This window comes from Bradyrhizobium ottawaense (assembly GCF_900099825.1).
In the GTDB taxonomy this organism is placed as follows: Bacteria; Pseudomonadota; Alphaproteobacteria; order Rhizobiales; family Xanthobacteraceae; genus Bradyrhizobium; species Bradyrhizobium ottawaense_A.
Genome location: NZ_LT629693.1, coordinates 5,535,825 through 5,550,397, shown reverse-complemented (window position 1 = coordinate 5,550,397; position 14,573 = coordinate 5,535,825). Strand labels below are relative to the sequence as shown.

General features: G+C 63.5%; 11 protein-coding genes and 1 pseudogene. 2 read left to right on the top strand and 10 right to left on the bottom strand.

The features are described 5' to 3' along the window. Positions 1–39: 39 nt before the first annotated feature. The 9 genes and pseudogenes from ftsA to ftsW form a co-directional block, all read right to left on the bottom strand. On the bottom strand, positions 40–1,359 hold the full coding sequence (gene ftsA / locus BLR13_RS25890; protein ID WP_074818017.1) for a cell division protein FtsA: 1,320 nt from the start codon (positions 1,357–1,359) through the stop codon (positions 40–42). Continuing rightward, the gene (locus BLR13_RS25885; protein WP_074818019.1) at positions 1,356–2,336 is read right to left on the bottom strand and encodes a cell division protein FtsQ/DivIB; all 981 of its coding nucleotides are present in this window, start codon (positions 2,334–2,336) and stop codon (positions 1,356–1,358) included. Before BLR13_RS25885 ends, ftsA begins: the two co-directional genes overlap by 4 nt. After that, positions 2,303–2,563: pseudogene (locus BLR13_RS41845) on the bottom strand (D-alanine--D-alanine ligase); the annotation flags it as partial. The gene BLR13_RS25885 and the pseudogene BLR13_RS41845, both read right to left, overlap by 34 nt. Before the next feature lie 85 nt (positions 2,564–2,648). Next, complete coding sequence (locus BLR13_RS25875; protein WP_074818020.1) at positions 2,649–3,641, bottom strand: D-alanine--D-alanine ligase family protein; 993 nt, start codon at positions 3,639–3,641, stop codon at positions 2,649–2,651. A 111-nt stretch (positions 3,642–3,752) separates the two neighbouring features. Then, positions 3,753–4,673 carry a UDP-N-acetylmuramate dehydrogenase gene (murB, locus tag BLR13_RS25870; RefSeq protein WP_074818021.1) on the bottom strand — a complete coding sequence of 307 codons (921 nt, stop codon included), beginning with the start codon at positions 4,671–4,673 and terminating at the stop codon, positions 3,753–3,755. A gap of 2 nt (positions 4,674–4,675) precedes the next feature. Continuing rightward, entirely contained in the window at positions 4,676–6,073 is a 1,398-nt protein-coding gene (murC, locus tag BLR13_RS25865; RefSeq protein ID WP_074818023.1) for a UDP-N-acetylmuramate--L-alanine ligase, read from the bottom strand. 256 nt (positions 6,074–6,329) lie between these two features. Beyond that, the gene (murG, locus tag BLR13_RS25860) at positions 6,330–7,430 is read right to left on the bottom strand and encodes an undecaprenyldiphospho-muramoylpentapeptide beta-N-acetylglucosaminyltransferase (RefSeq protein ID WP_074818025.1); all 1,101 of its coding nucleotides are present in this window, start codon (positions 7,428–7,430) and stop codon (positions 6,330–6,332) included. A gap of 42 nt (positions 7,431–7,472) precedes the next feature. Then, positions 7,473–9,914, bottom strand: a complete 2,442-nt coding sequence (locus BLR13_RS25855) for a hypothetical protein (protein ID WP_074818026.1) — start codon at positions 9,912–9,914, stop codon at positions 7,473–7,475. 138 nt (positions 9,915–10,052) lie between these two features. Beyond that, positions 10,053–11,204, bottom strand: a complete 1,152-nt coding sequence (ftsW, locus tag BLR13_RS25850) for a putative lipid II flippase FtsW (RefSeq protein WP_074818028.1) — start codon at positions 11,202–11,204, stop codon at positions 10,053–10,055. A gap of 361 nt (positions 11,205–11,565) precedes the next feature. Between ftsW and BLR13_RS25845 the strand changes: the two genes are divergently transcribed. Further along, positions 11,566–11,874: a HigA family addiction module antitoxin gene (locus BLR13_RS25845; protein ID WP_074831112.1), complete on the top strand. Its 309-nt coding sequence runs from the start codon at positions 11,566–11,568 to the stop codon at positions 11,872–11,874. 113 nt (positions 11,875–11,987) lie between these two features. After that, a complete protein-coding gene (locus BLR13_RS25840) occupies positions 11,988–13,298 on the top strand; it encodes an ABC transporter substrate-binding protein (protein ID WP_074818029.1) in 1,311 nt (436 codons plus the stop codon). Between the two features lie 93 nt (positions 13,299–13,391). Here BLR13_RS25840 and BLR13_RS25835 read toward each other — a convergent pair whose 3' ends face one another. After that, positions 13,392–14,561 carry a Gfo/Idh/MocA family protein gene (locus tag BLR13_RS25835; protein WP_074818030.1) on the bottom strand — a complete coding sequence of 390 codons (1,170 nt, stop codon included), beginning with the start codon at positions 14,559–14,561 and terminating at the stop codon, positions 13,392–13,394. Positions 14,562–14,573: the final 12 nt, after the last annotated feature.

Genomic DNA, 14,573 nt, shown 5'->3' with positions numbered 1-14,573 from the left:
CGGGAGTTGGTGAAAGTCGTTTGGTCACAGGATCGGTCATCAGAAGCCCTCGCGAAGCCATCGTCCGACCTTTCCGAAATAGCCGTCAGTCCCTGTCCTGACCTGCCGCGTATGCCGCGGTTCGACATGCTCAAGATGAGCGTATTGCGGATAAACCAGCAGGCCCGCAGGCACCGCGAACGAGGCGCTCTTGGCCTCGTTGGGCAGCCGGCCGAAGCCGAGCGGACGGCCGATCCGGACCGGCCGGTTGAGAATACGGGTGGCGAGCTCGACGGTGCCGGTGAGCTGGGACGCGCCGCCGCTCAAGACAACCCGCGCCCTCGGCTCTGCCGCAAAGGGAGAATCCGCGAGCCGGTCCCGAACCATTTCAAAAATCTCCTCGGCGCGATGCCGGACGATGTTTGCGATCGTGGCGCGCGAAACAATCTGCGGCGCGTCACGTTCGTCGCCTGACGTCGGTACGGACATCAACTCGCGCGCGTCCGACCCGCCGGTCAGCACTGTGCCGTATAACGTCTTGATTCGCTCGGCATCCGCAATGCATGCGCCCACGCCGCGTGCAAGATCCATCGTGATGTGCTGCCCGCCGACCGCAAAACCCGAGGCGTGGACGAAGCGGCCCCCCGAAAAGGTCGCGATCGTGGTCGATCCGGCGCCCATTTCAACCACGGCGGCGCCCAAATCGGCCTCGTCGTCGGTCAGGACCGAAAGGCCCGCGACATAAGGACTCGCCGCCATGGCCTCGACGTTGAGGTGGCAGCGTTCGACCACCAGCATCAGGTTGCGGGCGACGGTGGCGTCCGCCGTCACCACCTGCATGTCGATGCCGAACTGCCGCGCCACCATGCCTTTGGGGTCGCGGATGCCCTTGACGCCGTCGAGCGTATAGCCGACCGGCAGCGCGTGCAGCACGGTGCGGCCCTCGCCGGTGGCATGGCGCATCCCGGTCGAGGTGACGCGGGTGACGTCGTCGGAGGTGACCGAGCCACCCTTGATGTCGGCGGCGGCCTCGACCAGCTGGCCCTGCAGTCGGCCGCCGGAAACCGACAGCAACACCGACTCGACGCGAACCTTGGCCATGCGTTCGGCCATCGATACCGCCTGGCGCACCGCCTGCTCGCATTCGGCGAGATCGACCACCGAGCCCGACTTGACGCCGCGCGACTGGATCTGGCTGTAGCCGATCAGTTCGACCGCGTGGCTGCGGCCGCGCAGGGCGTCATTGGGCGGGCACGGCTTCAGCCGCGCGATCATGCAGGCGATCTTGCTGGTGCCGATATCGAGCGAGGCCACCAGCGCGGTGCGCTTCTGGTCCATCGGCCGCGTCTTCGGGGTCTGGTTGCGATCGAGGCCGGTCATGCGTCACCGGCCTTTTTCTTGGTCTTCTTGTCCTTGAACAGTTCGTCGCGGGCCTTGGCAGCGTCTTCCGACAGCTGCACCGTCAATCTATCAGGCAGGCGCATGTCGACGGCTGTGATGTCGCGCGAGAACAGTTTGTCGTCCTTGTCGAGCTTGCTCAGGACGGCCAGCGCGTTGCCGACGTCGTTTTCCGGCAGGCGAATGTCGAGCCCGTCTTTCAGCCGCAAATTCCAGCGCCGTTCGCCGACGAAGATCGCGGCCTTGGTCACCGAACGGACCTGCGGGTAACGGTCCAGCAGCGCGAGGAAATCACGCGCCTTGCCGTCGGCGCCCTTGCCCACCACCAGCGGCAGCGAGACGAAGCGGCGCGCCACGAACGGTTCCAGCACCGCGCCGTCCTCGGAGATCACGGACAGGCGGCCGTCCTGCTGCCACAGCGCGAACGCCGACCGCTCGACGATGTCGATCTGGAGCTGGCCGGGATAGAGCTTCAGGATGGTAGCGTCGGCGATCCACGGATTGGCCTTGAGCTTGTCGCGCACGGTGGTGGCATCGAGGAACAGCAGCGAGGAACGGCCGTTGACGCCGCCGATCGCGAGCACCTCGTCCTGGCTCAATTGCTTGCGGCCGTTGATGGCAACCGCGGTGATGCGGAACCCGGCCCAATTGGCCAGCGCATTGCGGGTATCGCTGAGCGTGGCCGTCAGTGCGTCGAGATGGCCGCCCTTGACGATCCCGAGGCCGGCGCTGCCGAGCAGCATCAGTACGGTCAGGGCGACGCCGGTGCGGTTCGGAAGGGTGCGCTCCAGCCACAGGATGAGCCGGTTTGGCGGCGTGCGATCGATCGTGGGTCGGGTCCGGGCACGAAGGCCCAACCGCTCGCGCAGCAACACCACCGCTCCGATGGCGGCGGCTTTCAGGTCAGCTTGGGGCCCCAGCGATCTCAGCGATCGAGCGAGGCGTCCTGCACCATCCATTGCACGAGCTCGTCAAGTGTTGTTCCCGCAAGCATTTTTGCGAGTTCTGGCGCAGATGACTCTCGGTGATGCCGGGCTCAAGTGCTGACCTTAAAGTCGGAACAGCGAACGCCCCGGCAGCCAAGCGCCACATGCGCCGCCAGCGTTAACCTTCGGACTTCCTGGTAAACAAAGGGTAAATTGGGGGCGATGGACGCGCGTTTTGGTCCGTCTTCTGAGTAGTTTGCCGGACATTGGTTAGGATTTTAGTAATAATTCTCATGGCCGGGCCGGTTCCCGGCCCAAGGTCCTGTTAAGGCCTTGGCGCCGTGGTCAAATCCGCTCCCGGCTGCGCTTTTCGGCCAGAACGATCTGGTCGCGCAGGAAATCCGCGAATTCGATCCCCTGCGCCTTCAGCGCCTTGGGATAGAGCGAGGCCGCCGTCAGACCCGGCAGGGTATTGGTTTCCAGATAGACCGGCCCCTTGGCCGAGATGATGAAGTCGGTGCGGGAATAGCCGCTGCAGGACAGTGCCCGGTGCGCCCGCAGCGCCTGCTCCATGATCGCGGCGCTGACGTCGGGGGGAAATCGTCCCGGGCAGATCTCCTGGGTCGACTTCAGCAGGTATTTGGCGGTGTAGTCGAACGCGCCCTCCCCCGGAATGATCTCGACCGGCGGCAGCGACAGGATAGTGCCGTCCGAGCGCTCCAGCACGCCGCAGGTGGCTTCCACACCGGAGACGAACGGCTCGATCAGATACTCTTCGGTTTTCGCCGCATTGCGGACGGCAACAAGATCCTGCCTGGCGTTGACGAAAATCAGGCCGTAGCTCGATCCGTCCCGCGCCGGTTTCGCAATCAGTCTGCCGTATTCGGCAAACGCCGCGTCGATATCTTCCAGCGCGATGCCCTCCGGCGCCATGACGCCGGCAATCGCCGCAAAGCGCTTGGCCGCGGTCTTGTCGAAGGCGAGATTCGAGGACGCCGAACCGGATCCCGTGAACGGAATGCCGCGCATTTCGCACGCCGCCTGCAGCTCGCCATTCTCCGCCCTGCCGCCATGCAGGCCGAGCACCAGCAGGCGACCTTCGGCTTTGGCCTGGTCGAGCGCAGCTTCGAATCCGACGCCGCGATGGCCGGGCTCGAACGCGTCCTCGAACGGTCGCTTGTGATTGAGCAGGGTCTCGGATTTCACCTCATGCACGGTGTCGGCCGCGTGCCAGAACCAGAGGTCGGCCTCCGGCAACGCCCGGTGCAGCGCCTGCGCGCTCGCCACCGAGACCAGACGCTCCTTGTTGGTGCCGCCGAAGAGAATGGTCGTCCGCATCGTGTCTTTCCGCTGATTAGGTTCTGTCGTCATTCCGGGATGGTGCGCTAGCACCAGACCCGGAATCTCGAGATTCCGGGTTCGATGCTGCGCATCGCCCCGGAATGACAGTCATTTGAAATTCCCGATCCGCTTGATTTCCCAATGTAACTCGATTCCGGAATTAGCTTTAACCCGTTCACGTACGGTTTCGCCCAGTGTTTCAATATCATGCCCGGTGGCGTTGCCAGTGTTGATGAGGAAATTGCAGTGCATTTCCGAAACCTGCGCACCGCCGACGCGCATGCCGCGGCAGCCGGCGGCATCGACCAGTTTCCATGCGCTATGGCCGGGCGGATTCTTGAAGGTCGAACCGCCGGTCTTTTCACGGATCGGCTGCGCGGTTTCGCGATGGGTCTGCACCTCGTTCATCCGCGCGCGAATGATCTCGGGATCGGTGATGGCTCCGCGAAATCGCGCGGAAGCAAAGATGATCGAGGGATCGACGCCGCTGTTGCGATAGACGAATTTCATGTCGGCATTGCCGAAGACGTGCCGGGCGCCGTCGCGGCCGATGCCGACCGCCTCGATCAGGACGTCCTTGGTCTCGCTTCCGTTGGCGCCGGCGTTCATGCGCAGCGCGCCGCCGATGGTGCCGGGAATGCCGAAGAAGAATTCCATGCCGCCGATACCGGCGGCCGCCGCAGTTTCCGCCACCCGCTTGTCGAGCGCGGCCGTGCCTGCACTGACGGTGTCGCCCTCGGCGCTGGTCTCGCCGAACGCGCGCGGCGACAGCCGGATCACGACGCCTGCGATGCCGCCGTCGCGCACGATCAGGTTGGAGCCGACGCCGACGACGTAGACCGCCAACTCCTTCGGCAGATGCTTCAGGAAGTAAGCGAGGTCGCCCTCATCCGCCGGCGTGAACAGCACCTGCGCCGGACCGCCGACGCGAAACCAGGTCAACTCCGAAAGCTGCTGGTTCGCCAGCAGCCGCCCGCGCAATTGCGGCATCGCGGCTTTGAGGTCGGGCGTGATGTCGGGAAAAGCCACGGCTAGCCCAGCGCCTTCAATTCGCCCGGCAGCGCGTAGGCCCATTGCGTGATGTTGCCGGCGCCGAGGCAGACCACGAGATCGCCGCGGCCGGCAAGGCCATGAACCACCTTGGCGAGTTCGCCCGCGTTCGGCAGCGGGATCACTTCGCGATGACCGTGCGCGCGCAAACCCAGCACGAAATGGTCGCGGTCGATGCCCGGGATCGGCGCCTCGCCCGCCGGATAGACGTCGGCGACCACGACCGCGTCGGCATCGTTGAAGCAGGTGCAGAATTCCTCGAACAGCGATTGCAGGCGGGTGTAGCGATGCGGCTGCACCACGGCGACGATCTTGCCGTCGGTCGATTCGCGCGCCGCCTTCAACACCGCCGCGATCTCGACGGGGTGGTGACCATAGTCATCAATGACCTTAACGCCGTTCCATTCGCCGGTCTTGGTAAAACGCCGTTTGACGCCGCCAAAGCCCGCAAGCGCCTTGCAGATGGCGTCGTCGGAAACGCCGAGCTCGCGGGCGACGGCGATCGCCGCGGTCGCGTTCAAGGCGTTGTGCCGTCCCGGCATCGGCAGCACGATGTCTGCGATTTCGTGCGTGGCGTCGGTCTTGCGGTTGCGGAACACGACCTTGAATTTGGAGCCGCCGCCCATCGGCGTCAGATCGACCAGCCGCGCATCGGCCTGCGGGTTTTCGCCATAGGTAATGATGCGGCGGTCCTCGATCTTGCCGACGAGAGTCTGCACCACGGGATGATCGATGCACATCACCGCAAAGCCGTAGAACGGCACGTTCTCGACAAAATTACGGAACGCGTCCTGTATAGCTTCGAACGTCTTGAAGTGGTCGAGGTGCTCGGGGTCGATATTGGTGACGATGACGACGTCGGACGGCAGCTTCAGGAACGTGCCGTCGCTTTCGTCGGCCTCCACCACCATCCAGTCACCGGCGCCGAGGCGCGCATTGGAGCCATAGGCATTGATGATGCCGCCGTTGATGACGGTCGGATCGAGACCACCGAGCAGGGTTGCCACCATCGTGGTCGTCGTGGTCTTGCCATGGGTGCCGGCAATCGCGACGCAGCTCTTCAGCCGCATCAGTTCGGCCAGCATTTCGGCGCGTCGCACCACCGGAATGCGCTGGGCGCGCGCCGCCATCAATTCCGGATTGTCGCGCTTGATCGCGGTCGAGACCACGACGACGTCGGCGCCGTCGACATTCTCGGCCTTGTGGCCGACCGAAACCTTGACGCCCTTCTCGCGCAACCGCGCGACGTTGCCGCTTTCGGACGCGTCCGAGCCCTGCACGGTATAGCCCAAATTGCACAACACCTCGGCGATGCCGCTCATGCCGATGCCGCCGATCCCGACGAAGTGAATGGGTCCGATCTCGCGCGGCAGTCTCATGGTGCATTTCCTGTCGTCATCGTCCGCCTTGTGCGCCCTTGCGCACCAGGGCGGCCGATCCAGCATTCCGCGAAGCCGAAGCTCAAATCAGCTGCGCGGAGTACTGGATGCCCCGCTTTCGCGGGGCATGACAAGGGCTTTTTCCGGTCATTCCGGGGCGATGCGAAGCATCGAACCTCAGGGGTGCAATTGCACCCCGGGGAATCTCGAGATTCCGGATCAGTCCGCTTCGCGGCCTGTCCGGAACGACGAGACGTCAGATTCCGGCCACTTTCATCACCAGATCGGCCAGCCGCTCGGCGGCATCGAGCCGGCCGACGTTGCGGGCCTTGGTCGCCATCGCGGCCAGCCGCGCCGGCTCGGCGGCCAGTGCCGAGATTTCAGACGCCAGCCGGTCGGGCGTGAATTCGTTCTGCGGAATCCGCAAGGCCGCATCGGCCTGCGACAACACGCCGGCATTGGCGAACTGGTCCTGATCGATCGCGCCGGGCAGCGGCACCAGGATCGAAGGCCGGCCGATCGCGGCGAGTTCGGCCACCGTGCCGGCGCCGGAGCGTGACACCACCAGATGGCTCGACGCCAGCCGCGCCGGCAGATCGCTGAAGAACGGCGCCAGTTCGGCGTTGATCTTGAGCCGGTCATAGACCGCGCGCACCCGCGCCATGTCTTCGTCACGCACCTGCTGCGTCAGGATCAGACGGCTCCACAATGTCGGCTCCAGCCGCTCGACGGCTGATGGCACGATGTCGCTCATCACCCGCGCGCCCTGGCTGCCGCCGACGACAAGCAGACGCAGCGGCCCGTTCGCCTCAGGCGAGGCAAACGGCACCGCGGCGGCGGCAAGGACGGCGGGGCGCATCGGCGTGCCGACGGTGGTGGTCTTGCTTGCCAACGACGGATCGCGATCGAGCACGCCGGGCAGCGAGGTCGCGATTGCGTCGACGCGGCCCGAGAGAAAGCGATTGGCGCGGCCGAGCACGGCGTTGGCGTCGTGAATGACGCTGTATACGCCGAGCAGTTTTGCAGCCATCAATGGTGGCACCGTCGGATAACCGCCGAAACCGACCACGGCTGATGGCTTCAGCCGCCGCACCAGTTTGGCAGCAACCAGCGTGCCGTAGCCGAGCATGAAGGCGGTGCGCGCGAGCGACACCGGATCGCGGCCGCGCACGGTTTCGCTCGGCACCACGTCGATATTGTCAGGGGTGAACAGCCCGCTGTAGCGCAGCGCGCGCGCGTCGGTCGCCAGCCGCACACGCAGCCCGCGCCGGATCAGTTCGACGCCGAGCGCCTCGGCCGGAAACAGATGGCCGCCGGTGCCGCCGGCGGCCAGAAGGATCAGTGGGGTGTCGGTCATGGCCTCAAATAGCCGATGACGCGACGTTAGTCATCAAAAACGCTAGGGCACCGAGCCCTCGCCGAGAAGACCCAGCCGCCGCCGCGTCCACACCGCCGCCGGATTCCACGACAGCATCCAGGCGAGGAAGTAGAATCCCATGGCGAGCAGATAAAGGAAGGCAAATCCGAAATACATCGAGTTGTATTCCATCAGGCCGCCGAACAGCGCGCCCATCAAGTTGTAGGCAAGCGCGGTCGAGATGTTGACGTCGGATCTGCCGATCAGGCTCGAGAAAACGATACCGGAAAAGAACAACGGCAGCGTCAGCAGCACGCAACTGAGCGCCAGACTGGCCAGCGGCGAACCGAAAACGACAAGCCCGTGGTTGCGGGCGTAGAAATATCCGACGAGCAGACTGACCAGCAACCCGAAATAGGCAAGCCCGGCCTGCTGAAAGACCTTTCCGCGCACCATCAGATTGGCGAGGAATGCCATGCCCAGAACCAGGATGATGGTCGCGGCGATGACAAACCAGGTGCCGCCGAGATGCAGCCCCAGTTCGGTGATCGCCTTGGTCTCCACCAGCATGAAGCCGGCGCCGAGAAAGAAGAACGGCAGGTAGCCGCGCTCGACCGTACCGCGCAGGCCGATGGTCTTGCGCACGAACATGAAGCTCAACACCAGCACCATTCCGAGCGCGATCATGTAGCTCACCGGATAGGTGCGCTCGATCATGTAGAAGAACGGCCAGTCGTCGGTCGGGACGCTGGCTGCCGGATAGGGCTGCGCGAAGTGGGCGGAGACGTCGGTGAATCCGATCGCGGCGAGGTCGCCGATTTCGGGCATGGCGACGTTGCTGCCCTTCTGGGTGATGAACGCCGTGGTCGTGCTCGCATCATAACGCACGCGAACCGCCAGCGGCTTTCCGGCGCCGGGGATATCCTGAAGGATGTGAGACAGCTTGAAGCCGAGCGATTCATTCGGCAGCGCAAATGCCACCGACATCACGCCATCGGGCTTCAGCAGCTTGAATGCCTCCTCGATTCCCTCCCGCGTATAGACGTAGGAATCGACCCGGAGGTTGGAGGCGTGGCTGAGCGCGGTATGGGAATCCAGCACGCCATAGATGATCAGGTCGTATTGCTGGTGGGCCGTGCGAAAGAAGTTGCGGGCATCGTTGATGCGCAGCGTGACGCGCGGATCGTCGTAGGGGTGCTCGGGATGATAGTGCTTGCCGAGATCGGCAATGGCGGGATCGATCTCGATCGCATCGACATGCGAAGCGCCCATGCGCAGCGCCGCCGCCACGTCGTTGCCGCTGCCGGCGCCGACAATGGCGACACGCTCGGGCTTCTTCTTGAAGCTGAACGGAAACTCGTAATAGGCGCGGACGTAGCGATCCTCTTCCGGCTCGTGGCCGCGATTGCTCTCCGAAAGGTTGAAGACCTTCTGATAATAGGCGCCGCCCGACAGCAGGTTCATCAGCCCGTCGGACTTGGCCATCCGCTCCAGCAATTGATAGGGCGAATAGATCCGCTGGATTTCAGGCTGAACCGGCCATGACAGCACCGTGAGCAGCAGACAAAAACTGGCCACCCCCAAGGGCAGTCGCGTATCGCGCGAGAGCACGAAAAACAGCAGGATGCCGCCGACCGCGGTGAACCAGACCACTGGGGGTAGCCAGAACAGGCTCATCGCGCACAGCACCACGACGCCGATTATGCTGCCGATCAGGTTGAGGCCGTAGGCCTTCAGCGCGTCGGCGCTGTGAAGCAACTTGCCGCAGAGCTGGCCGACCGGATAGCAGATACAGGCGCAGAGCACGAAGCTCATCGCCAGCAACAGGTAGACCGGTCCGCCCTCGTGCAACAACCCGATCCAGCTCGGGCCCTCGGTCGGGACACCGACAGTGGTTTGCTCGTGCATCGGTATAGCCGTGAACAAGCCATTGCCGGCGCCGACGTCGTAACGCAGCAGCGTGATGACGGCGACGAACAGCGCCAGCATCGGCAGCACCAGCGCCGGCGCGCAGGGTTGCTTCTCCGCCACCGCATATCCGGCGCCGAGGCCGAGGAAACAGGCCAGCAGGGTGAAGTTCTTGAAAAACGAGAATACCGGGAATACCGACGCCAGCCAGCGAATCATGACCAGTTCCAGCAGCAGGCTGAGCATCGTCACCAGCACGATTAGCCGGATCCTTTCCCGGGCGCCGGCACTGGCAAAGCCGTCCTCGAACAGTCTGCCCATCAACCCGACCTCGCGGTCCAGTAGACGCGCGAGCCAGCCCGGATTGAGCATGACCACAAGTGCCGCCGCCCCCAGCAGCGCACGCGCCGACATCAGCAGCAGGTCGGTCGCTTCGAACGCTCCGCGCTCCAGGAACAGGCGAAACGACAGGAGAGCATAGGCAAAGACGAGAACACCAAGGCAGATGCCGAAAAACCGGACCACCCTGCGATTGGCTTCATCGGGGTGTTCGCCGCTGACGTAGTCGATACTCATGGTGTCACCGTTTCCTGCGGTTGATGCGCCAAGACTCAGCTTGCGGCAAAATCGTTTAGGAATCTGGCGGTGCTTTTACAGAATTTTGCTTAAGATTTAATGCGCCTTTGCTGCAACCTTTGCGAGCCAAGGCCGGTTCTAGGCGTAACTGCGCGCCGTAGTGGCGTCGTTCATCGATTCCACCTCGGTGCGCGGGCGCAACCGCGTCAGCGCCAGCATCATGCCGACGCCATAAGCCAGCGAGACGATCGAGGAGCCGCCATAGGAGATGAACGGCAAGGTCATGCCCTTGGCGGGGATCAGCTGCAGATTGACCGCCATGTTGATCGCAGCCTGCACGCCGAACAGGATGGCGAGACCGGAAGCTGCGAAGCGCGAAAACATATCCTCGCTGCGGTAGGCGCGGAGCAGCGTGCGGATCACGACGAAGGCGAACAGGGCCACCAGCGCCAGACAGAGAATGATGCCGAATTCTTCCGCCGCCACTGCGAACACGAAGTCGGTGTGGCTGTCCGGCAGACTGCGCTTGGCAATACCTTCGCCGGGGCCAAGGCCGAACCAGCCGCCGTTCCAGAACGCTTCCATCGCGGTATCGACCTGGAAGGTGTCGCCCGAGGCCGGATTCATGAAGCGCTTGATGCGGCCGGCGACATGCGGAACCAGGAGATAGGCGCCGAACAATCCGGCACCGGCGGCGCCGGCGAGACCGGCTACCCAAATCATCCGCATGCCGCCGATGAAGAACAGCGCGCCCCACACCATCAGCAGCAGCATGGTCTGGCCGAAATCGGGTTCCATGACCAGCAGCGACACCACCATCAACAGCAGCACGATCGCCATCGAGGTCGCCGGCATTTCCGGCCGCTTGGTCGATTCCGCAAACAGCCACGCCGCCATGACGACGAAAGCCGGTTTTGCAGATTCGGACGCCTGGATGTTGACGCCGAGCATCGTGATCCAGCGCCGCGAGCCCTTCACCTCCGGCCCGAACGCCAGCGTCGCCACGATCAAAACGATCGAGACCACGAACACCAGCAGCGCGCTGCGGCGGATCGCCTTCGGCGACATGAACGACACCGCGATCAGCACCATGAACGACGGCAGCAGGAACATCACGTGCCGGCTGAAGAAGTGAAAGGGATCGAGCCCGATGCGTGTCGCCACCGGTGGGCTCGCCGCCAGCGACAGGATGATGCCGGCCAGCATCAGCGCAATGATCGCGGCAAGCAGCAACTTGTCCACGGTCCACCACCATTCCGAAAACGGGGTGCGTTGGTCACGGGCGAGCATGGGCGTCCCCAAATGGCAGAGGTAACGCCCATTGGTGGCCGAGGATGGTTTCCAAGGGGTTAATGGGGACGATAACTTTTGAGGAAGGGTGGCCACGCCTCACAAAAAGTCGTCATACCCGCGAAGGCGGGTATCCAGTACGCCGCGGCCTCTCCGTCCGATAACGAACGTCTCTGGAATACTGGGTCACCCGCCTTCGCGGGTGACGACAACCGAGCTTTCACACCACCGGCTTAAGGCCCGGCAACGCCGTCACATGATCGCAAAACTTCACGCCACAAGGCTCGCGGAAGCGGATTGCCGGGCAGCTTGTTCCTGTACCGTTGAGTGGTACACTTACTCATTCTGGAGTTGAGACATGATGTTGACGACGAAGCGTAAGCCGGCGAGCGTCGGTGAAATTCTGATTGAAGAATTCATGGAACCGATGGGTTTGACCCAAGGCGCCCTTGCCAAGGCGATGGGGGTACAGCGCAAGCACGTAAACGAGTTGTGCAACAATCGTCGCACCGTCACCGCGGCCACGGCGCTGATTCTTGCTCGCGTGTTCGGCAACAGCCCGGATTTCTGGCTGAACGTGCAGCGGCGCGGCGACTTGTGGGATGCGATGCATTCGCCCCGCGAACGCGAGCGGATCAAACGCGCCCGGCCCCTGAAATCGGCCGCATGACTTGCTCCGCCTGGCGCGCAGGTGTTCGTGTTGACTTTCCCGCGCAACCGCCAAATACTCGTAAAAAAAGCAGAAAAGACGGTCAAAAAGACCAGTTGGGTGGGGAGGACACGATGCCGACTTCACGACGAACGCTGCTGAAAAATTCCGCCGCTGCTGCCGCCATAGCCACCTTGGATTGGACGCGCGCGCAGGCGCAAGCCGAAACGGTGCGCATCGGCGTGATCTACGACCTGACCGGCCCGTTCGCGGCCGGCGGCTCGGTCGCCTCCTCGGTCGGCACGCAAATCGCGATCGACCTCGTCAACGAGAAGGGCGGCGTCGGCGGCAAGTACAAGGTCGCCCCTGTCAACGCCGATTCCCAGAGCAAGCCCGACGTTGCGATCAACGAGGCCTCACGCCTGATCGACCAGGAGAAGGTCGACATCATCAATGGCATTTTTGCAAGTGCGCACGCCGTTCCGCTCGCAGCCAAGGTCGAGCAGCAGAAAAAGATCCTCTGGATCACCACCGCGGTTTCGACTGCCGTGTTCAAGGACAAGAACCTGCAATACGTGTTCCGCGCACAAATTCATTCCGATCAGTACGGCCAGGCCTTTGCGGGCTTCCTCGCCGAACACGCCAAGGCCAAGCTCGGCCTGGAGCCCAAGGACGTCAAGGTCGCGCTGATTCACGAAGACGGCCCCTACGGCGTCGGTGTCGCCGCTGCCGACGAGGCTTATGCCAAGGAAGCCGGACTTCAGATCGTGCTCAAGGAGGGCTATTCGGCATCCGCGCCCGACCTCTCGGTGCTGGTCACCAAGCTCAAGCGCGCCAAGCCCGACGTGATCTCGCACGCCGGATACAACCCCGACATCACCCTGTTGCTGCGCCAGGCGCGCGAAAGCGGCCTTCGTTTCAAGATGCTGTTCGGCGCCGGCGCCGGCTACAGCCAGCTCGACAAGCTGCGCGCGGCCTTCGGCGCGGACATCGACAATTTCTGCAATATCGATCCGGTGCCCGCGCAATTGCTCGATCCCGCGAAGCTGGCGCCCGGGATCGGCGATCTCACCAAGACCATGGTCACACGCTACAAAGAGAAGACCGGCGCGACCGACGTTCCGCCGCATTGTTCGATGGGCTTCAACCAGACCTGGATCCTGCTCAACAACGTGCTGCCCGTCGCCAAGGACAAATATGGCGGCTTCGACCCCGATTCCATTCGCAAGGCGGCGCTCGACGTCGACATCCCGGCGGGTGGCACGATCCAGGGCTACGGCGTCAAATTCTATCCGCCCGGCACGCAGCTCGCCGGCCAGAACGAACGCTCGACGCCGGTGGTGATGCAAAACGCCGGCGAACATATCTCGGTGGTCTGGCCGACCAATATCCGGACCCAGGATCCGGTTTTCCCGCTGCCGAAATCGTCGGTCTACGCCGCCTAGCGCGGGATGGGCTTGATCTCCCTCGCTCCGCTCTTGCGGGGCGAGGTGAACGAACATCTGCGCTGACTCAACCAAAAGCCATCACGCTTCGGCTCACAGCGTGACGCGACGGCCCTCTTCGGCGGCCCAATAGCCGGCGTAGTTGACCTTGATGGTCTCGAACGCGAGCGCGAGATCCGACAGCGGCTGCCGGCCGGTCGCGACGCATTCCATGAAATCCTGGATTTCCTGCAAATAGCCGCGCGTCCATTCTTCCTCGAGGCAGACATATTGCCAGCCGATCTTGCGATCGACCTTTTCGGTAATATAGACGTCCGCGAGTTTCTCCTCGCTGGTCTGGTAGGTCATCATGTGCGTGTTCGGCGTGATGTTGGCGTACAGCGCGCCGCTGCTGGTATGGGTTTCGATCAGGTTGCGCACGCCGCCTAAAATCATGTCGCCGGAAAATACCGTGGCCTTGGTGCCGTCGGAGAAGGTGACGGACAGCATGCCCCAGTCCTCGACGTCGACCGGATTAGCCCTAAGCACGGTTCGCTCCTCCGGCCGCAGGCATGCCGCGACATTGCCGACGTCGCAGATCACGCTGGCGACCCCGATCGTCTCGCCGCGCGCCTTGGCCTCGACCTGCTTGAGATAGAGTACGGCTGACAGCGGATGGCATCCCATCCGGATCAGCGAGCCGCCGCCGGTCATCGCCCATCGCGCCGCGTGCGCGGCGTGCGAGCCGCTGTGGCTCTCCTCCCCCTTCATGAACAGGATCTTGTCTTTGGTGGCCTTGAGGATCTCCACGGTCTTGGTCACCGCCGGCGCGTAGATCCAGTCTTCGGCATACATGAAGAGTTTGCCGGTGCGGTTGATCGCAGCGCGGGTTGCTTCCATTTCCTCGAGCACGCGTTCGTACATCCGCGCCTTGGGCACGTGCTTGCCGATCGGCGCCGTGTCGCCGTCCCGACCGAAATAGCCGCTGAACGGCTTTTCGCAGATCACATGCTTGCCGGCCTGCATCGCCTCGACGATCATCGAGGCGTGCAGATTGGGCGGCGTGCAGATGTCGACGACATCGATCTCGCCGTCAGCGATCAGATCGCGAAAGCTGCGATACGCGGTCGGGATCCGGTGCCGGCGGGCAAAATCGACAACCTGCTCGCCGCGCGCCGCGACGGCCTTGACTTCGACATCCATGCCGTAGACGCGCCGGTAGGCATGCATGTGCAGCTCCGACACGAAGCCGCAGCCGGCCAGACCGATCCTGATTGTCGTCATTGCAAATGTCTC

Excerpts from the sequence above, each read along its gene's own strand:
- ftsA (WP_074818017.1), bottom strand. The coding sequence starts at position 1,359 with ATGACCGGCCTCGATCGCAACCAGACCCCGAAGACGCGGCCGATGGAC.
- BLR13_RS25885 (WP_074818019.1), bottom strand. The coding sequence starts at position 2,336 with ATGGATGGTGCAGGACGCCTCGCTCGATCGCTGAGATCGCTGGGGCCC.
- BLR13_RS25875 (WP_074818020.1), bottom strand. The coding sequence starts at position 3,641 with ATGCGGACGACCATTCTCTTCGGCGGCACCAACAAGGAGCGTCTGGTC.
- murC (WP_074818023.1), bottom strand. The coding sequence starts at position 6,073 with ATGAGACTGCCGCGCGAGATCGGACCCATTCACTTCGTCGGGATCGGC.
- murG (WP_074818025.1), bottom strand. The coding sequence starts at position 7,430 with ATGACCGACACCCCACTGATCCTTCTGGCCGCCGGCGGCACCGGCGGC.
- BLR13_RS25855 (WP_074818026.1), bottom strand. The coding sequence starts at position 9,914 with ATGAGTATCGACTACGTCAGCGGCGAACACCCCGATGAAGCCAATCGC.
- ftsW (WP_074818028.1), bottom strand. The coding sequence starts at position 11,204 with ATGCTCGCCCGTGACCAACGCACCCCGTTTTCGGAATGGTGGTGGACC.
- BLR13_RS25845 (WP_074831112.1), top strand. The coding sequence starts at position 11,566 with ATGTTGACGACGAAGCGTAAGCCGGCGAGCGTCGGTGAAATTCTGATT.
- BLR13_RS25840 (WP_074818029.1), top strand. The coding sequence starts at position 11,988 with ATGCCGACTTCACGACGAACGCTGCTGAAAAATTCCGCCGCTGCTGCC.
- BLR13_RS25835 (WP_074818030.1), bottom strand. The coding sequence starts at position 14,561 with ATGACGACAATCAGGATCGGTCTGGCCGGCTGCGGCTTCGTGTCGGAG.